Raw genomic sequence first — 18,745 nt, 5'->3', positions numbered from 1 at the left:
GCATTTCGGCTCAGGCCGAGGTACCTTCGGCGCCCGTCTCGGCACCCTTCTGCTCGCTGTCCGGCCGGCCGGCGCCGCCCCGCGGCGCGGGCTTGGCGTCGATCCCCGATTCCTTGCGCTGCTGCGCGGTGATCGCGGCCGGGGCATCGGTCAGCGGGTCGACGCCACCACCCGACTTCGGGAAGGCGATCACCTCGCGGATGGACGACTCACCGGCGAGCAGCGCGGTGATGCGGTCCCAGCCGAAGGCGATGCCGCCGTGCGGCGGTGCGCCGTAGGCAAAGGCATCGAGCAGGAAGCCGAACTTCTCCTGCGCCTCGTCGTGGCCGATGCCCATGATCTCGAAGACCCGCTCCTGCACGTCACGGCGATGGATACGGATCGATCCGCCGCCGATCTCGTTGCCGTTGCACACGATGTCGTAGGCGTAGGCCAGGGCCGCGCCGGGATCGGACTCGAGGGCGTCGATCGACTCCGGCTTGGGCGAGGTGAACGCGTGATGCACCGCGGTCCAGGCCGAATGCCCGAGTGCCACATCGCCGGAAGCGGTCGCGTCGGCGGCCGGTTCGAACATCGGCGCGTCGACCACCCAGGTGAACGCCCAGTCGCCGTCCTTGATCAGACCCAGCTTCGAGGCGATCTCGCCGCGGGCGGCGCCCAGCAGCGCGCGCGTCGACTTCACCTCTCCCGCACCGAAGAAGACACAGTCGCCGGGCTTCGCGCCGACGTGAGCGGCCAGACCGGAGCGCTCCTCCTCGGACAGGTTCTTGGCGACCGGCCCGCTGAGCGTGCCGTCCTCACCGACGAGCACATACGCCAGACCGCGCGCACCGCGCTGCTTGGCCCACTCCTGCCACGCGTCGAGCTGGCGACGCGGCTGCGACGCCCCGCCCGACATGACCACGGCACCGACGTACGGGGACTGGAACACCCGGAACGGGGTGTCCTTGAAGTACTCGGCGCATTCCACGAGTTCGATCCCGAAGCGCAGATCCGGCTTGTCCGAACCGAAGCGGCGCATCGCGTCGGCGTAGGTCATCCGCGGGATCGGGGTCGAGATGTCGACCCCGATGAGCTTCCACAGCGCGACCAGGATCTCCTCGGCGACCGCGATGACGTCGTCCTGGTCGACGAAGCTCATCTCGATGTCGAGCTGGGTGAACTCGGGCTGCCGGTCGGCCCGGAAGTCCTCGTCGCGGTAACAACGCGCGATCTGGTAGTAGCGCTCCATGCCGGCGACCATCAGCAGCTGCTTGAACAGCTGCGGGCTCTGCGGTAGCGCGTAGAACGTGCCCGGCTGCAGGCGCGCCGGGACCAGGAAGTCCCGGGCCCCTTCCGGCGTGGACCGGGTCAGCGTGGGCGTCTCGATCTCGGTGAAGTCGTGCGCGGCGAGCACGCCACGCGCGGCCGCGTTGGCCCGCGAGCGCAGACGCAGGGCCGCACTCGGCCCCTCGCGCCGGAGGTCGAGGTAGCGGTGGCGCAGACGCGCCTCCTCGCCCGGCGTCTCGTCGAGCTGGAACGGCAGGGGCGCCGACTCGTTGAGGACCTCGAGCTCGACGGCGTTGATCTCGATCTCGCCGGAGCTCAGGTTGGGGTTCTCGCTGCCCTCGGGGCGCACCTCGACGACGCCGGTCACCGCCACGCAGTACTCGGCGCGCAGCCGGTGGGCGGCCGGTGCGACCGACTCGTCCCGGAATACCACCTGGACCAGCCCGGTGGCGTCGCGCAGGTCGATGAAGACCACGCCACCGTGGTCGCGACGGCGTGCGACCCACCCGGCGACGGTGACGGTCTGCGACGCGTCGGCGCGGCGCAGCGAACCTGCGGAATGCGTGCGGAGCACTGAGAATCCTTCCCGGAGTCGAAATCGGCCGGCGGAAACGCAGACCAGGTGTCCATGGTGCCGTATCCGTGCCCCGAGGCGTCAATCGCATACCGGCGCTGCCTCACCGAAACAGGTTTCGCCACGGCTCGTCGCTTTCGCTCCTCAGCTGCTCAACCAACGAGGGGCGGGTGCCGATCGTGCCAGAATGGCCGCGTGACCTTCCAAGGCAGCGGATCGATCGACACCGGCAACGTCTCCGGCGGCGGGGGCGGCGGGGGCCGGATCGCGCTGGGCGGTGGCGCGGGGCTCCTCATCACGATCGTCGCGCTGTTCTTCGGCGTGAATCCCGGCGACCTGCTCGGCGGCGGTGGTCCGGCGCCCGGGACGTCGTCCGACGCGGCACAGATCCAGCAGCAGCTGGACTCGTGCACCTACGAGATGGCCAATGAGAACACGATCTGCCGGATCAAGGCGACCACCGTGAGCGTCGACACGGTGTGGTCGGACCTCTGGCCCGAGTACCAGGCGCCGCAGACGGTCATCTTCGCCGATGCGGTGAACACCGGTTGCGGTTCGGCGAGTTCGGCGACCGGCCCGTTCTACTGCCCCGCCGATTCGACGGCGTACTTCGACCCCACGTTCTTCGCCCAGCTCCGCCGCATGGGCGGCAGCGACGGACCTCTCGCGCAGGAGTACGTCGTGGCCCACGAGTACGGGCACCACGTGCAGAACCTCACCGGCGCGCTCGCGAAGGGACAGCGGATGGGTTCGGAGGGACCGCGATCGGGGTCGGTCCGGGTCGAATTGCAGGCAGACTGCCTCGCCGGGGTGTGGGCCCACCACGCCGACGACGGTCCCGACGCGCTGCTGGCGCCCATCACCGAGGAACAGATCGCGACCGTGATCCAGACCGCGAAGGCCATCGGCGACGACACCATCCAGGGTCCGGGTTCCAATCCCGAGGGTTGGACCCACGGTTCGGCCGCGCAGCGCACCCGCTGGTTCACCATCGGCTATCAGGCGGGCGACCCGGATCGCTGCGACACGTTCGCCACCGACGCCCTGTGAACGCCACCGACACCGCGGGCGCGCGCGAGCCCACCGCCGTCGACGCGATCGCCGAGGCGCATCTGGACCGGTTGTGCACGCTCGATCCGCTGTTCGCCACCGAGATCGGTCACGGCGAGCACGACGACCGGATGACCGATTTCTCGGCGCAGGGGTGCGCCGAACGCGCCGAGGTCGCCGCCGGCACCCTGTCCGCCCTGGCGCGCGCCGACGTCGCCGATGCCATCGACCGCGTCACCGTCGCCACCATGAGCGCCTCGCTGCGTCGTGAACTCGCGCTCGCCGAGGCCGGCGAGCACATCGGCGAATGCAACGTCATCGCGTCGCCGCTGCAGGCACTGCGCGACGTCTTCGACCTCATGCCGACCGACACCCGCGAACAACGCGAGGTCTTCCTGTCCCGGCTCACCGCGATCCCGGCTTCGCTCACCGGCGTCGTCGACGGTCTGGCCCACCGGCTCCGGCACGGTCCGCGGCCGGCACGCCGGCAGGTGGAGGCCGTCGCCCGGCAAGCGGATTCGGCGGCCGACGGCATCGGCGGCAACACGGCGCCGATTGCGGCCGACCCGGCGCTGGCGGGCACGCTCGCCACCGCGCTCGACGCCGCCCGCACCTCGTTCGGGACGTTCGCCCACTACCTGCGCACCGAGGTTCTCGATCACGCCGTCGACGACGACGCCGTCGGCCGCGACCGGTACCTGCTGCACCTGCCGGCGTATCTGGGCGCCGACGCCGACCCCGACGACGCCTATGCGTGGGCGATGACCCGGCTGCAGCAGATCGTCGCCGAGCAGCAGGAGATCGCCGAGGGACTGCTCCCGGGACAGGGCGTGCCGGCGACGCTCGCCTGGCTGGATCGCCAGCCGCAGTATCAGATCCACGATCGCGGCGAGTTCGTCGACTGGATGCAGGCGACCTCCGACGCGGCCGTCGCCGGCCTCGCGGGCACCCACTTCGACCTGCCGGCCCGGCTGTCCCGGCTCGAATGCCGGCTCGCCCCGTCGTCGACCGGCATCATCTACTACACCCAGCCCAGCGAGGATCTGTCCCGGCCGGGCCGGATGTGGTGGGCGGTACCCGACGATCAGACCGTCTTCCACACCTGGCAGGAGAAGACGACCGTCTACCACGAGGGCGTCCCCGGACATCACCTGCAGCTCGGCTCGGCGATCGTCGACCCGGACCTCAATTCCTGGCGCAAGCTCGCCTCCTTCACCTCCGGACACGGCGAGGGCTGGGCCCTGTACGCCGAGCGGCTGATGGACGAGCTCGGCTGGCTCGAGGACCCGGGTGATCGCATGGGCATGCTCGACTCCCAGCGGCTGCGGGCCGCGCGTATCGTGGTCGACATCGGCGTGCACTGCCGTCTGCCCGCGCCGGAGTCCCTCGGCGGCGGGATCTGGGACGCCGACAAGGCCTGGACGTTCCTGACCTCGTCGGTGGCGATGGACCACTCGGTGCTGCGCTTCGAGCTCGACCGCTATCTGGGCTGGCCCGGTCAGGCCCCCTCGTACGCGCTCGGCCAGCGCGTCTGGGAACAGACCCGCACCGACGCGCTCCGCCTCCACCCGGACTGGACCCTCAAGGACTTCCATTCGCGCGCACTGGCTCTCGGCGGTGTGTCCCTGGACGTACTCGCGGCCGAGGTCGTCGGCCGTCCCGACGACTGACGTTCTCAGCCCAGGAGGCGACGGACCTCGGCGACCGCATCGTCGAGGGCCACCCGGTGCTGTTCGCCGTTGCCCAGGTCCTTGATCTCCAGCCGGCGCTCGGCCAGTTCGTTCTCCCCGAGCACCAGGGCCAGCCGCGCACCCGAGCGGTCGGCGGCCTTCATCGCACCCTTGAGGCCGCGATCGCCGTAGGCGAGGTCGACACTGATCCCGGCGGCGCGCAGAGTGCCTGCGACACCGACGAGTTCGGCCTTTGCCGCCGAGCCCAGCGGTACCCCGAAGACCTGGCAGCGCGCCGCCTCGGTACCCGCGACGCCCTCGGCCTCCAGCGCGAGCATGGTCCGGTCGACGCCGATCCCGAAGCCGATACCGGAGAGGTCCTGCTTGGCGCCGAGCTGTCGCATGAGACCGTCGTAGCGCCCGCCACCGCCGATGCCCGACTGCGCACCGAGCCCGTCGTGGACGAATTCGAAGGTGGTCTTCGTGTAGTAGTCCAGGCCGCGGACGAGGCGCGGATTGATCTCGTAGACGACGCCGAGCCGGTCGAGGTGGGCGAGGACGAGATCGAAGTGCGACTTCGCGTCGTCGGACAGGTAGTCGATGAGCAGCGGCGCACCCGCGGTGGCCGCCTTGATCTCCGGACGCTTGTCGTCGAGGACCCGCAGCGGGTTGATCTCGGCGCGCGCCCGGGTCGCCTCGTCGAGGTCGAGTCCGAACAGGAACTCCTGCAACGCCTCTCGATATCGCGGACGGCTCTCGTCGTCACCCAGCGAGGTGATCTCGAGCCGGAATCCCGTCAGACCGAGGCGCCGGTACCCCTCGTCGGCGATCGCGATGACCTCGGCGTCGAGCGCCGGGTCGTCGACGCCGATCGCCTCGACGCCCACCTGCTGAAGCTGACGGTAGCGACCGGTCTGCGGTTTCTCGTAGCGGAAGAACGGCCCGGCATAACAGACCTTCACCGGGAGCTGACCGCGGTCGAGGCCGTGCTGGATCACTGCCCGCACCACCCCCGCGGTGCCCTCCGGACGCAACGTCACCGACCGGTCGCCGCGGTCGGCGAAGGTGTACATCTCCTTGCTGACCACGTCGGTCGACTCGCCGACCCCACGCGCGAACAGCGCGGTGTCCTCGAACACCGGGAGTTCGATGTGCCCGTAGCCGGCGCGACGCGCCGCGTCGGTGAGCGTGTCCCGGACCCTCCGGAAGTCCGCCGAGTTCGGCGGGAAGTAGTCCGGGATGCCCCGGGGGGCCTGAAATGCTCCGCTCACAGTCCGTGTCGTCCCTTCGGTCGTGCGCTCTGGCTGTCGAGTCCGGCCAGGAAGGGATTGCTCGCGCTCTCCTGGCCGATCGTGGTCTGGGGTCCGTGCCCGGGCAGCACCAGTGTCTCAGCGGGCAGCGGCAACAGCTTCGCCGCTATCGAGTCGAGCAACTGCTGGTGGTTGCCACCGGGCAGGTCGGTCCGACCGATCGACCCGGCAAAGAGTACGTCACCGGAGAAGCACACCGGGACCACCGCGGGCGTGTCGGGTCCGGCCTGGTCGCGGGCCTCGCCCGGCACGTCGACCTCGACACCGAGCAGCACCGAGCCCTGCGTGTGTCCGGGCGCGAGGTCGACCGAGAACGAGATCCCGGCGAGCTCCACCGGTTCACCGTCGGAGAATTCGATGACCTTCTCCGGCTCGGTGAACACCTCGTCCCCGATCATCGCGCCCAGCGCGCGTCCGATGCCCAGGCCGGGATCGGCGAGCATGGGCCGGTCCGCGGCGTGGATGTAGGCCGGGATGGAGTACTCGTCGCACAGCTGCGTGGCGTTCCAGGTGTGGTCGAGGTGACCATGCGTGAGGAGGACGGCCACCGGGGTGAGGTCGTGTTCGGCCAGCAACTCCCGGACCCGGGGAGCCGCGTCCTGTCCCGGATCGATGATCACCGCATCTGATCCCGCCTCGGCGGCGACGATGTAGCAGTTCGTCTGGAACATCCCGGCGGGGAATCCGGTGATGAGCATGATGCTCCTCGGGTCGGCGCGGACAGGACGACGCACACACGTCGAGAGTCCATTGTTGCGTAGGCGGCATGGCTCGCCACCCGCCGCACCCTGTTCTCAGGTACAACTGGCACACTTGCCCCCGAGTAAGTGACATCCACGACGATGTCGGCACTGCCATGCCGACAGACCGTCGGCACTCCGTGCGGTGCAGCAGATCGGCACTCCGTGCGGGCAGCAGATCGGCACCTCGTGCCGGGATTCAGGAGGATTCACCCGCGTGTCCAGCAATGAGGAGCGCCGTGAGGCGGCGAAGCGGAAGCTCGAAGAACGCCTCGAGACCGAGCGCCTCGCCCGGCGCAAGCGGAAGATCGTGATCGCCTCGGTGTCGACCGCCGTCGTGGTGGCCGTGGTCGCGGGCGTGACGGCCGTCGTGGTGAAGAAGATCATGGACGACCGTGAGGCCGCACGCTGGACGACCTGCGCCTACGAGGACTCCCCGAGCCGCTTCGACCAGCTGCCCGATCAGGTGCCCGACACCGTCCCGGCTGATCAGCGCCCGCAGTATCAGGCCGAACTCGACGAGTTGAAAGCGGCCGCGAAGAACGAGCGGACCTCCCCCAAGCCCGACGAGCGGGTCCTCAAGTCGGGCACCGAGCAGGCCCTCTTCACCACCACCCAGGGCAACCTGCCGATCACACTCGAGCGCGACGGCGCGCCGTGCAACACCGCGGCGGTCACCTCGCTGATCGAGAACAAGTTCTACGACGACTCGACGTGCCACCGGATGACGACCAGCGACAAGCTGAAGATCCTGCAGTGCGGCGACCCCACCGGCACCGGCATGAGCGGGCCCGGCTGGACCAGTCCCGACGAGCCGCCGACCGACCTGCAGAAGGTCGGCCAGCCGGATCCGATGACCGGCTCGCAGCCCGTGATCTATCCCCGCGGGACGATCGCGATCGCCAACAGCAGCCAGGGCGGACAGAACCCGAACACCGGGTCGAGCCAGCTCTTCATCGTCATCAACGACAGCGAGCTCGGTCCCGACTACTCGATCGTCGGCAAGGTCGACGAGCCCGGACTCGCGGTGCTCGACAAGGTCTACGCCGGCGGCATCAACCCCGGCCCGGTCGGCAGTCAGCCCGGCGACGGCGAGCCCAAACTCCCCGTGACCATCGAGACCGCCACCATCGAGTAGTCGCCGAGCCTCTGATCCTGAGTTGCCGGTGGCAAACCCCTCTGCTCCCTGAGCAGTTGCCGCTGGCAAACCCCTCTGCTCCCTGAGAGTTGCCGCTGGCAAACCCCTTCGCTCCCTGAGAGTTGCCGCTGGCAAACCCCTCTGCTCCCTGAGGTGCGAGCGAAGCGAGCCACGAAGGGCATGGTGAGATGCCTCGCCAGGCCCTTCGAGGCTCGTCGCTATCGCTCCTCGCACCTCAGGGACCAGGGGTTATGAGGTTCTTTCGGATTGGGGAGCGGGGGTTTTGTTCTCCCGGTGCGGCCCGGTCCGCGCTGCGATCAGGCGGCCGAGGTGACCCGGTAGACGTCGTACACGCCTTCGACGTTGCGTACGACGTTGAGGACGTGGCCGAGGTGCTTGGGGTCGCCCATCTCGAAGGTGAACTTGCTGATGGCCACCCGGTCGCGGCTCGTCGTCACCGATGCGGACAGGATGTTGACGCGTTCGTCGGCGAGCACCTTGGTGACGTCCGACAGCAGGCGGTGACGGTCGAGGGCCTCCACCTGGATGGCCACCAGGAACACCGATTCCGGCGACGGGGCCCACGACACGTCGAGGATGCGTTCCTCTTGCTGCCGCAGCGATTCGGCGTTGGTGCAGTCGGTGCGGTGCACGCTGATGCCACCGCCGCGGGTCACGAACCCCAGGATGTCGTCGCCGGGCACCGGGGTGCAGCACTTGGCGAGCTTGATCACCACGTTGTCGATGCCGTCGACCATCACGCCCGCGTCGCCGCCCTGCCGCGACCGCGTCGGCATCGTCGACGGCGTCGACCGCTCGGCGATCGCCTCCTCGGCGTCCTCGATGCCGCCCAGTGAGGCGACCAGCCGGTTGACGACGTGGCGTGCGGAGACGTGGTTCTCGCCGACCGCGGTGTACAGGGCGGTCACGTCGGTGTAGCGCAGTTCGCGCGCGATCGCCGACATCGATTCCGCACTGAGGAGCCGCTGGAGCGGGAGTCCACCGCGGCGGACCTCCTTGGCGATCGCGTCCTTGCCGGCCTCGAGCGCTTCCTCACGGCGTTCCTTGGCGAACCACTGCCGGATCTTCGCCTTGGCGCGGGGCGAGACCACGAAGGTCTGCCAGTCCTTCGACGGGCCGGCGGTGGGCGCCTTGGAGGTGAACACCTCCACCACCTCGCCGTTCTCGAGCGTGCGTTCCAGCGCGACCAGTCGGCCGTTGACGCGCGCCCCGATACATCGGTGCCCGACCTCGGTGTGGACCGCGTAGGCGAAGTCCACCGGCGTCGACCCGGCGGGCAACGTGATGACGTCGCCCTTCGGCGTGAACACGAAGATCTCGCGCACGGCGAGGTCGTAGCGCAGGGACTCGAGGAACTCACCCGGATCGGCGGCCTCCCGCTGCCAGTCGAGCAGCTGACGCATCCACGCCATGTCGTCGATCTCGGCGGTGTCGGACTTCTTGCCCGACTTGCGGTAGCCGTTCTCCTTGTAGCGCCAGTGCGCGGCGATCCCGAACTCGGCCGTCCGGTGCATCTCGTGCGTGCGGATCTGCACCTCGAGGGGCTTGCCCTCGGGTCCGATCACGGTGGTGTGCAACGACATGTAGACACCGAACCGAGGCTGGGCGATGTAGTCCTTGAAGCGGCCCGCCATCGGCTGCCACAGGGAGTGCACGACGCCGACGGCGGCGTAGCAGTCGCGGTCCTCCTCGCAGAGGATGCGCATCCCCACCAAGTCGTGGATGTCGTCGAAGTCGCGGCCCTTGACGATCATCTTCTGATAGATCGACCAGTAGTGCTTGGGACGTCCTTCGACGGTCGCGTTGATGCGCGCGCCGGACAGCGCGTTGTTGATGTCGGCACGCACCCGGGCGAGGTAGGTGTCGCGGGACGGCGCGCGATCGGCCACGAGCCGGACGATCTCCTCGTAGCGCTTGGGGTGCAGGATCGCGAACGACAGATCCTCGAGTTCCCATTTGACCGTCGCCATACCGAGCCGATGCGCAAGCGGCGCAATGACTTCGAGGGTCTCGCGCGCCTTGCGGGCCTGCTTCTCCGGCGGCAGGAAGCGCATCGTGCGCATGTTGTGCAGGCGGTCGGCGACCTTGATGACCAGAACACGCGGATCGCGCGCCATCGCGATGATCATCTTGCGGATGGTCTCGGCCTCCGCGGCGCTGCCGAGCGCGACCTTGTCGAGCTTGGTCACGCCGTCGACGAGATGGGCGACCTCCGGCCCGAAGTCCGCCTCCAGTGCCGGCAGGGAGTAGCCGGTGTCCTCGACCGTGTCGTGCAGCAGCGCCGCGATGAGGGTCGTGGTGTCCATACCCAGATCGGCGAGGATCGTGGCGACCGCCAGCGGATGGGTGATGTAGGGGTCGCCGGACTTGCGCTTCTGGCCGCTGTGCCGTTCGTCGGCGACGTCGTAGGCGCGCTGCAGCAGCGCGACGTCGGCCTTCGGGTAGATCTCGCGGTGCAGGGTGACCAGGGGTTCGAGCACGGGGCGGACCTGGCTGCGGGTGGCGGTCATGCGGCGGGCGAGTCGTGCGCGCACCCGGCGCGAGGCCGACGAGGACGCACCGGGCTGGATGGAGCCCACCGCGCCCGATCCGCTCGCCCGGTCGGCGCTCTCGGTCGTCGTCCCGGCGGTCTCCGCGGGGGTCACGCCGCGCTGCGCCGTGTCGGATTCATCGGGCATCAGCGGTCCTCCTCACGGTTGTCTGCCGCCACACGGCGAGCCGTCCGGCCTGCCCGGGCGCGCTCAGTCGATTCTAGTCGCGCGCCGGCCGGCATCGTGTCGACGCCGTCAGTCCAGCGCGACCGCGTGGACGGGAACGTCCGGTCCGAGCCCGCGTGCGATCGTGTCCCGACCGCCGAGACCGGCGAGTTCCATGATCACCGCGACCCCGACGACGTGTGCGCCCGCCCGGTGCAGCAGTTCGGCCGCGGCGACCGCAGTTCCGCCGGTTGCGAGCACGTCGTCGACGAGCAGCACGCGGCGGCCGGACAGGTTCAGACCGTTCGCCGGGATCTCGAGCGTGGCCTGTCCGTACTCGAGGCTGTAGTCGATCGCGATGACCGGCGGCGGCAGTTTGCCTCCCTTGCGCACCGCGAGCACCCCGACCTCGAGTTCACGCGCCACCGCACCGCCCAGCAGGAACCCGCGCGCGTCGATACCGGCCACGAGATCGATCGACGTGCAGCCGTGGGTGAGCGCGGTGACGATCGTCGACAACCCTTCCGGGTCGGCGAGAACCGGCGTCAGATCCTTGAAAGCGATTCCGGGAGCAGGGAAGTCGTCGACGAGGCGGGCATGTTCGGCGATGGCCGCCCGTGCTCGCGAGACCGCTTCCGCCGTACGTTCGGGCACGACACCACCCATCGGTTCACTCCCCTGCTCAGCCACGGATCGTCCACCGATCCATGTTCCATCCGGTGCCGTCGCGGCCCATGCCGGCCACCACGTTGCCCACCCGATCCTTCCATTGCCGTACCCGCGGTGCCGCGAACAGGGGCACCGACGGCATCGTCGCCCAGGTCGCGTTCTCGATGGACCGGGCCAGACGCAGACGATCGGGCGCCGACACGGTCGTCGCGAGCTGGTCGACTCCCCGGCTCACCATCGGCTCCCGGATGCCGGACAGATTCAGCGGGTCGCCTCCGCGCAGGGCGTAGGCGTCGCGGCTGGGGTCGGCGGCCCCGGCCGCGGCGAACGACGCGCCACCGGCGACGATCAGGACGTCGGCGTCGCGCCCGAGCGCATCGGGACCGAGCTCCGGGGAAGAGACGTCGTCGACGACGAGGCCGGCGGCGCGGCAGGATGCCGCGATCGCGGCGGTCATCTGCTCCCATCGCGGGGTCGGTGCGACATAGCCGATGCGCACCGTCCGCGGCGCGACTCCGGACGCGGTCGTCTCACCGGTGGCCGGATCCACACCCGCGCCCTGACCGGTCGCAGACCGCACGAGTCCCCGCGCCCGTTCGATGTCGGGCCGCTGGTAGGCCTGACCGAACTCCGTGTTCATCTGCCCGGCGAGATTGTCCGCGGGTGAGAGCACACGGAGATTCCAGATCTGCGCACCCGCCCCGAAGTCGCGCGCGAGGTCGGCACGCGGCACACACGACGCGAACGCACGGCGCATCCGCACATCACCGAAGACGCCGCGACCGGCCAGGACGAGCTCCTCCACCCCGAGTGCCCGTGCGGGCGACGCCGGGCCGGCAGCACCCGCCGAGCCGGCCACATCGCCGTCGACGAGGCCCGCCGTCACGTCGACGACGTCGAACCGGCCCTCGGGGAGCCGGCGGGTCGCGTCGGTGCCGCGACCCCAGACGACGATGCGCGAGGTCTCGGGCTTGTCTCCCCACCAGGTCTCGTTGGGCACCAGGACCAGACCGCCCGATCGCGAGTACCGGTCGATGCGATAGGGCCCGGACGCCGGGTAGTGCGCGTGGTCGACCCGGCCGAACGTCAGATCGAAGCCGGTGTTCCACGCGTCTGCGATACGCCCGATGGCGGCCCGGTCCATGGCGCGGATCGGGTCGATGACGTCGGTGAGTCCCGCCACCCGGGCCACGACGTGTGCCGGCACCATCGCGCCGGCGCCGAAGAGCGAGAGCCAGTTCCGGTACTCACGTCCAGGCGCGAAGGTCACGGTCGCGCTCTTGTCGCCGGCCGCGCAGTCCACCGAGTCGATGTCCCGGTAGCCCGCGGTGGTCGCCGGGGTGAACCCGGGAAGGCGTCCACTCATCGCCGCCCAGGCCAGGAGGAGGTCGTCGCAGTCGAGGGCCACTCCGTCGGAGAAGGTCGCCTCGGGGTGGAACTCGTACCGCAGGGTCGGGACCCGGCCGGGCACCTGGGTGACCGTGCCGACGTCACGATCCGGGATGACCTGACCGGCCGGGCCCAGGAGACTGAAACCCGGCAGCAACCGGGTGGTCGCCATGAGCACGCCATCGGCGTTGCCGCCCACCGTGTTCGCGTTGTAGGTCGAGATCCGGGCGTCGACGACGTAGTCGATGGTCGGGGGTCCGTCGTCGCCGCACGCCGTCAGCAACCCGGCGACCGTGACGAGCCCGACGACGAGGCTCAGGATCCTGACGAACTCCCGGCTCCGACTGGTCACGTCGGTGAGACTAGCGGTTGCGGCGGCGTTTGCCGGTCGGGACCGCCCGGTCCGCGTCGTCGGTGTCGACGGTCTCGCCTCGACGGTGGGTCCGCACCGGTCGCGCGTCGCCGACCGGCACGCCGGCCTCGACCGCGGCGCGACGCCGAAGGACCTTCTCGGTGTGCCGGGCGACGTCGGGTCGACGTTCCTTCAGCGTCGCCAGGAGCGGCGCGGCGAGGAAGATCGACGAGTACGCGCCGACGATCACGCCGACCAGCTGGATGAGGCCGAGGTCCTTGAGCGTGCCCACCCCGAGCAGCCAGACCGCGATGATCATCAGCGCGATGATCGGCAACACCGAGATGACCGTGGTGTTGATCGACCGCATCAGGGTCTGGTTGACGCCGAGATTGGCTTGTTCGGCGTAGGTGCGCCGGGTGGTCTGCAGGACCGAGCGGGTGTTCTCGGAGATCTTGTCGAACACCACCACGGTGTCGTAGATCGAGAAGCCGAGGATCGTGAGCAGACCGATGACGGTCGCCGGCGTGACCTCCCAGCCGACCAGCGAGTAGATCCCGGCGGTCACGACCAGGTCGAAGAACAACGACCCCATCGCCGCGACGGACATCTCCCGGTCGAATCGCACCGCGATGTAGACGAAGACGATGACCAGGAACACGGCAAGCGCGATCAGCATCCGCTCGGTGATCTCATTGCCCCAGGTCGAGCTCACATCCGAGATGCTCACCTCGGCGGGTGCGAGCTCCGGCCCGAACTCGTCGGCGAGCGCGCGGGTCACCGACTCCGCCTCGGCGAGGTCGAGTGTCTCGGTGCGCACCTGGATCGTCTGGCTGCCACCGGCGCCCGCGGTCTGCACCGACTCGGGCGCCTCACCCAGGGCTGCGGTGACGACTTCTTCCACGGATTCGGCGGTGATCTCCGAGGAGACGACCGGCACCGACATCTGGGTACCGCCCTCGAAGTCGATGCCGAGGGTGAACCCGCGGATACCGATCGAGGCCAGGCAGATCAACAGGATCGCCGCGGTCACGCCGTACCACATCCGGCGGCGTCCGACGATCTCGAAAGCACCCGTACCGGTGTAGAGCCGGGACAGGAACGACCGGTCGCGGTCGGCGACGAAGTCGGCGTCCGCGCCGGCCTGCGCCTTGTCGGCGTCGAGGACGGCCGAGTCGCCGGCTGCCTTGTTGTCCGGCCCGGTCATCGCACCGTCCCCTTCTCCCGAGTGGCGTCCGTGGTGTCATCGGCGTCGGCCGTCGCGGCGGCGGACCCGGCGGCGGGACTCGCACCCGATTGCCGGTGCGCGGCCACGCGACGCTGGCGGGCGACCTCGCTGATCGCCCCGAGTCCGTTGACGCTCGGCTTCGACAGGAACGTCGAACGGCTCGCGTAGACGACCAGCGGATGGGTGACCAGGAACACGACCATGACGTCGAGGATCGTGGTCAGACCCAGGGTGAACGCGAATCCGCGGACCTCGCCGATCGCCAGGATGTAGATGACGGCGGCGGCGATGAAGCTCACCGCGTTACCGGACCAGATGGTGCGACGCGCGCTCGCCCAGCCGCGGGGCACCGCGGACCGGAAGCTGCGACCCTCGCGCATCTCGTCCTTTATTCGTTCGAAGTAGACGACGAACGAGTCGGCGGTCATACCGATACCGATGATCAGACCCGCGATACCGGCCAGGTCGAGCGTGAACCCGATCCAGCGGCCGAGCAGGACGATGATGCCGTAGACCATCGCTCCCGCGAGGACCAGTGACAGCACTGTCAGGATGCCGAGCATGCGGTAGTAGGCAAGCGCATAGATGAACACCGCGATCAGGCCGACCAGTCCGGCGATCAGACCGGCCTGCAGCGAGGCGAGACCCAGGGTCGCCGAGATCGTCTCGGCGTCGGAGGCGGTGAACGACAACGGCAGCGAACCGTACTTCAGCACGTTCGCGAGCTCGTTCGACGACGACTCGGTGAACGGGCTGGCGCTGCCGCCGCTGATCCGGGTCTGACCGCCCGGGATCGGCTCGTTGATCGCCGGCGCCGACACGACGCGCGAGTCGAGGGTGAACGCGGTCTGGGTCCGGTTGGGCGCCTGCTCGGCGGTGTACCGGGGCCAGAAGCTCGCGGCCTCGCCCTCGAACTCCAGGGTCACCACCCATTCGCCGGTCTGCGGGTCGGTTCCGGCGTTCGCGTTCTTGATGTCGCGACCGTCGATGATCTCCGGGCCGAGAAGGTAGACCTCCGAGCCGTCGGTCGAGCAGGCCACCAGGTACTGGTCGGGGCGGTCGTTGCCCAGCAGCGGATCGTTGGCCGTCGGCGAACAGTCCATCTTCGCCATCTGCTGCTGAAGCGCCTCGAGCTGCTGCGGGCTCGCGTTCGCGGGGGCCTGACGCAGTTTGCGCTGCTCGTCGATCGCGGCTGCCGCGGCCTCGGTCGGCAGGGCGTCCGCTTGATCGTCGGCGCCTTCGGGCTTCGGCGGTTGCGGGGTCGCCATGACGGGCTGCCCGACCACCGGCCGGACATACAGGCGCGCCGTCTGGCCCAGGGAGCGGGCTTGAGCGCCGTCCTGGCCCGGGACCGTGATGATCAGGTTGTCACCGCTGACGACGACCTCGGAACCGGAGACACCGAGTCCGTTCACACGCTGTTCGATGATCTGCTTGGCCTGGTCGAGCTGCTCTCGGGTCGGAGCCTTACCGTCTTCGGTCCGCGCGGTCAGGGTGACGCGCGTACCGCCCTGCAGGTCGATACCGAGCTTCGGTTCGATGGTCTGTGGGCCGGTGAAGAAGATCAGTCCGTAGACGACCGCGAGCAGGCCGATGAAGGCCACGAGCGGGCGCCACGGCGGGATCTCTCGAGCCGGTCGCGACCGCTTCCCTGCAGTCCGGCCCTTCCCCGAAGTCCGAGAGGGAGTTGTCACAGCTGTTCAGGTCTCCTTGAGAGCGTCAACCGGCCGACAGGCATCTCGACCGGCACGGCCACCATCGGCCCGGTGTCCGGGACACACCAGAGGAGGTCCAGGGCGGCCGCGCGGGCAGGTGGGCGCGCCGCGTCGTGAACCGACGCGGCGCGGATTCGGCTTACTTGTCGGTGTCGCGTGCGTCGTCGGTGGCAGGCTTGTCCAGGCTGACCGAGTCGACGTCGTAGTCGTCGGAGTCGATCTCCGGTGCGACATGGCCCGCATAGGTGGCGGCGGCTTCGTCGGTGGGGACGACACGCATGACGGCCAGCCGGTTCCAGCGGGTGACCACACCGGTCGCGATCTCGACGTCGACGACGTCGGGCGAGCTCGCGTCGATCACGGTGCCGAAGAGCCCGGAGGTCAGCTGGACGCGGGTGCCCGTGGACACCGAGTTCTGCATCTCCTGCATCTCGGCCACACGCTTCTTCTGCTTCCGCATCGACAGGAACATGAAGCCGGCGAGCAGGGCGAGCAGGAGCGGGAAGAGCAGAGCGTCCATGAGTGCGAGTCAATCCTTCGGGTATCGGGATGTACGGCGTGAGCGAGCGGCCTGTCCGGACGGATCCGGGCAGCATCAGCTCAGCTGTGCTCCACACAGTGTGCCACGTCTTGCGGGGAGGTCATCCCCGCAGGTGGTGCCGGTGGGGTCAGAGGTCGTCGAACAACGTCTCCGCGGCGACGTCGCGCGGACGCACCCCGAAGGTGGCGTTCATCGCACCTGCCGGCGGGGTGAGACCGAGGTGATGCCAGGCGGCTGCCGTGGCCACCCGCCCGCGTGGCGTCCGGGCGATCATGCCCGCACGCACCAGGAACGGCTCGCAGACCTCCTCGACGGTCGCCGGCTCCTCGCCGACCGCCACGGCCAGCGTCGACACACCGACCGGACCGCCGCCGAAGGCGCGGATCAGGGCGTCCAGCACGGCCCGGTCGAGTCGGTCGAACCCCAGCTCGTCGACGTCGTAGACCGCGAGGGCCGCGCGGGCGACCTCCACGGTGATCGAACCGTCGCCGCGCACCTCGGCGTAGTCCCGAACCCGACGCAGCAGCCGGTTCGCGATGCGGGGGGTGCCGCGTGAGCGGCGGGCGATCTCGCCGGAGGCGTCGTCGCGCAGTTCGATGCCGAGGATCGCCGCCGCCCGGCGCAACACCCGGACCAGTTCCTCCGGCTCGTAGAACTCCATGTGCGCGGTGAAACCGAAGCGGTCGCGCAGCGGACCGGTCAGCGACCCCGACCGCGTCGTCGCACCGACCAGGGTGAACGGCGCGACATCCAGCGGGATCGAGGTGGCACCCGGGCCCTTGCCGACCACGACGTCGACCCGGAAATCCTCCATCGCCAGGTAGAGCATCTCCTCGGCCGGCCGCGCGATGCGGTGGATCTCGTCGATGAACAGCACATCGCCCTCGACGAGATTGGAGAGCATGGCCGCGAGATCGCCGGCTCGCTCGAGTGCCGGGCCCGAGGTCACGCGGATCGCGGCGCCCATCTCCGAGGCGATGATCATGGCCAGCGACGTCTTGCCGAGCCCGGGCGGACCCGACAGCAGGATGTGATCGGGGGTCCCGCCGCGACCCTTGGCTCCCTGGAGCACGAGTTCGAGTTGCTCGCAGACGCGCGGCTGGCCGACGAATTCGGCGAGCGATCGGGGCCGCAGTCCGGCGTCGAGGTCACCGTCGGACCGCACCGGCATCGCGCTCACGTCGCGATCGTCGACGTAGTCCGGGTCCTCGGTCATCTAGGACGCCTTTCCCAGCAGCGACAACGAGTGCCGGAGCGCCGTCGACGCGTCGGCATCGGGGTGTTCGGCGAGTACCGCGGTGACCGCCTTCTCGGCGGGGCCGGGCGTGAACCCGAGGCCGACGAGGGCCTCGGCCACCTGATCGCGGATGCCGCCGACGACCGTGACACCGCCCGACGGCTCGCCGGTGGGCCGGTCGACCTTGTCCCGCAGTTCGACGCAGAGCCGTTCGGCCACCCGCTTGCCGATACCCGGAACCGAGGTGAGGGCCTTGGTGTCGGACTCGGCGAGCGCGCGGCGCAGCGCATCGGGCTCGAGGACCGCGAGGGTGGCCATCGCCAGTCGCGGACCGACGCCGGTCACCGTCTGCAGGAGCGCGAAGAGGGAACGGGCGTCGGGTTCGGTGAAGCCGTAGAGCGTCATCGAGTCCTCGCGGACGATCATCGAGGTCAGCAGCGTCGCCTCGTCGCCCCGGTGGAGCCGGGACAGTGTCGCGGGTGTGGCCAGCACGCGATAACCCACTCCTCCGCAGTCGATCACGGCGTGGTCGAGGGCGATCTCGAGCACCGGTCCGCGGACTGACGCGATCATGCGCGACTCCCCTCTCGTGCTTGGGCCACCCGCGCGCGGTGACGGGCCGCGGCCGCGTCGGCCTGCTTCTGCGCGGCGGCCATCCGTTCCATCATCGGTCCGCGCCAGCAGTGACAGATCGCGAGCGCCAGCGCGTCCGCGGCGTCGGCAGGACGCGGTTTGGTCTGCATGCCGAGAATCCGGGTGACCATCGCGGTGACCTGCGCCTTGTCGGCGCGCCCGCTGCCGGTCACCGCCGCCTTCACCTCCGACGGGGTGTGGAATCGGACCGGGACATCACGTTGCGACGCCGCGAGCGCGATGACGCCGCCGGCCTGCGCGGTCCCCATCGCGGTGGACACCTGGTTCTGCGCGAAGACCCGTTCGATGGCCACCACATCCGGCTGGTGGACGTCGAGCCAGTGACACGCGGAGGTGTAGATCGCGAGCAGCCGCTCGGCGAGTTCCATGTCGCTCGGGGTTCGCACCACGTCGACGTCGAGGGCGGTCACCGTTCGGCCCCGACCCGACTCGACCAGCGCGATACCGCACCGGGTCAGACCCGGATCGACGCCCATGACGCGCACTCGTACC

At 69.6% G+C, this 18,745-nt stretch carries 15 protein-coding genes; 3 read left to right on the top strand and 12 right to left on the bottom strand.

Annotated features, from left to right (window positions below; translation table 11 throughout):
• Positions 1 to 10 precede the first annotated feature (10 nt).
• The gene (gene aspS, locus AC3B5T_RS18180; RefSeq protein ID WP_055474645.1) at positions 11 to 1,843 is read right to left on the bottom strand and encodes an aspartate--tRNA ligase; all 1,833 of its coding nucleotides are present in this window, start codon (positions 1,841 to 1,843) and stop codon (positions 11 to 13) included.
• Positions 1,844 to 2,038: 195 nt separating this feature from the next.
• On the opposite strand from aspS, the gene ypfJ reads away from it, so the two are divergent.
• Positions 2,039 to 2,893, top strand: coding sequence for a KPN_02809 family neutral zinc metallopeptidase (gene ypfJ, locus AC3B5T_RS18175; RefSeq protein WP_055474646.1), 855 nt, complete (start codon positions 2,039 to 2,041; stop codon positions 2,891 to 2,893).
• A complete protein-coding gene (locus tag AC3B5T_RS18170; RefSeq protein WP_055474647.1) occupies positions 2,890 to 4,563 on the top strand; it encodes a DUF885 domain-containing protein in 1,674 nt (557 codons plus the stop codon). Before ypfJ ends, AC3B5T_RS18170 begins: the two co-directional genes overlap by 4 nt.
• Positions 4,564 to 4,568: 5 nt before the next feature.
• On the opposite strand, the gene hisS is transcribed toward AC3B5T_RS18170, so the two are convergent.
• On the bottom strand, positions 4,569 to 5,834 hold the full coding sequence (hisS, locus tag AC3B5T_RS18165) for a histidine--tRNA ligase (protein ID WP_014926620.1): 1,266 nt from the start codon (positions 5,832 to 5,834) through the stop codon (positions 4,569 to 4,571).
• A complete protein-coding gene (locus tag AC3B5T_RS18160) occupies positions 5,831 to 6,571 on the bottom strand; it encodes an MBL fold metallo-hydrolase (RefSeq protein ID WP_055474648.1) in 741 nt (246 codons plus the stop codon). Before AC3B5T_RS18160 ends, hisS begins: the two co-directional genes overlap by 4 nt.
• Before the next feature lie 259 nt (positions 6,572 to 6,830).
• Between AC3B5T_RS18160 and AC3B5T_RS18155 the strand changes: the two genes are divergently transcribed.
• Positions 6,831 to 7,751 carry a peptidylprolyl isomerase gene (locus AC3B5T_RS18155; RefSeq protein WP_010840946.1) on the top strand — a complete coding sequence of 307 codons (921 nt, stop codon included), beginning with the start codon at positions 6,831 to 6,833 and terminating at the stop codon, positions 7,749 to 7,751.
• 317 nt (positions 7,752 to 8,068) lie between these two features.
• On the opposite strand, the gene AC3B5T_RS18150 is transcribed toward AC3B5T_RS18155, so the two are convergent.
• From AC3B5T_RS18150 to ruvC, 9 genes are all read right to left on the bottom strand, one after another.
• On the bottom strand, positions 8,069 to 10,450 hold the full coding sequence (locus AC3B5T_RS18150) for a RelA/SpoT family protein (protein WP_055474649.1): 2,382 nt from the start codon (positions 10,448 to 10,450) through the stop codon (positions 8,069 to 8,071).
• Between the two features lie 108 nt (positions 10,451 to 10,558).
• Positions 10,559 to 11,134 carry an adenine phosphoribosyltransferase gene (locus AC3B5T_RS18145; protein ID WP_014926616.1) on the bottom strand — a complete coding sequence of 192 codons (576 nt, stop codon included), beginning with the start codon at positions 11,132 to 11,134 and terminating at the stop codon, positions 10,559 to 10,561.
• Between the two features lie 16 nt (positions 11,135 to 11,150).
• Positions 11,151 to 12,878, bottom strand: coding sequence for an ABC transporter substrate-binding protein (locus AC3B5T_RS18140; RefSeq protein WP_055474650.1), 1,728 nt, complete (start codon positions 12,876 to 12,878; stop codon positions 11,151 to 11,153).
• A 10-nt stretch (positions 12,879 to 12,888) separates the two neighbouring features.
• A complete protein-coding gene (gene secF / locus AC3B5T_RS18135; RefSeq protein ID WP_010840942.1) occupies positions 12,889 to 14,085 on the bottom strand; it encodes a protein translocase subunit SecF in 1,197 nt (398 codons plus the stop codon).
• Entirely contained in the window at positions 14,082 to 15,710 is a 1,629-nt protein-coding gene (secD, locus tag AC3B5T_RS18130; protein ID WP_010840941.1) for a protein translocase subunit SecD, read from the bottom strand. The genes secF and secD overlap by 4 nt, the downstream gene beginning before the upstream one ends.
• A gap of 250 nt (positions 15,711 to 15,960) precedes the next feature.
• On the bottom strand, positions 15,961 to 16,341 hold the full coding sequence (gene yajC, locus AC3B5T_RS18125) for a preprotein translocase subunit YajC (protein WP_010840940.1): 381 nt from the start codon (positions 16,339 to 16,341) through the stop codon (positions 15,961 to 15,963).
• Between the two features lie 148 nt (positions 16,342 to 16,489).
• Entirely contained in the window at positions 16,490 to 17,578 is a 1,089-nt protein-coding gene (gene ruvB / locus AC3B5T_RS18120) for a Holliday junction branch migration DNA helicase RuvB (RefSeq protein ID WP_014926612.1), read from the bottom strand.
• Positions 17,579 to 18,172 carry a Holliday junction branch migration protein RuvA gene (ruvA, locus tag AC3B5T_RS18115; protein ID WP_014926611.1) on the bottom strand — a complete coding sequence of 198 codons (594 nt, stop codon included), beginning with the start codon at positions 18,170 to 18,172 and terminating at the stop codon, positions 17,579 to 17,581.
• On the bottom strand, positions 18,169 to 18,738 hold the full coding sequence (ruvC, locus tag AC3B5T_RS18110; protein WP_010840937.1) for a crossover junction endodeoxyribonuclease RuvC: 570 nt from the start codon (positions 18,736 to 18,738) through the stop codon (positions 18,169 to 18,171). The genes ruvA and ruvC overlap by 4 nt, the downstream gene beginning before the upstream one ends.
• Positions 18,739 to 18,745: the final 7 nt, after the last annotated feature.

The sequence above is a fragment of the Gordonia sp. G4 genome (assembly GCF_057770005.1).
This window is presented reverse-complemented; position numbering and strand designations above follow the sequence as displayed.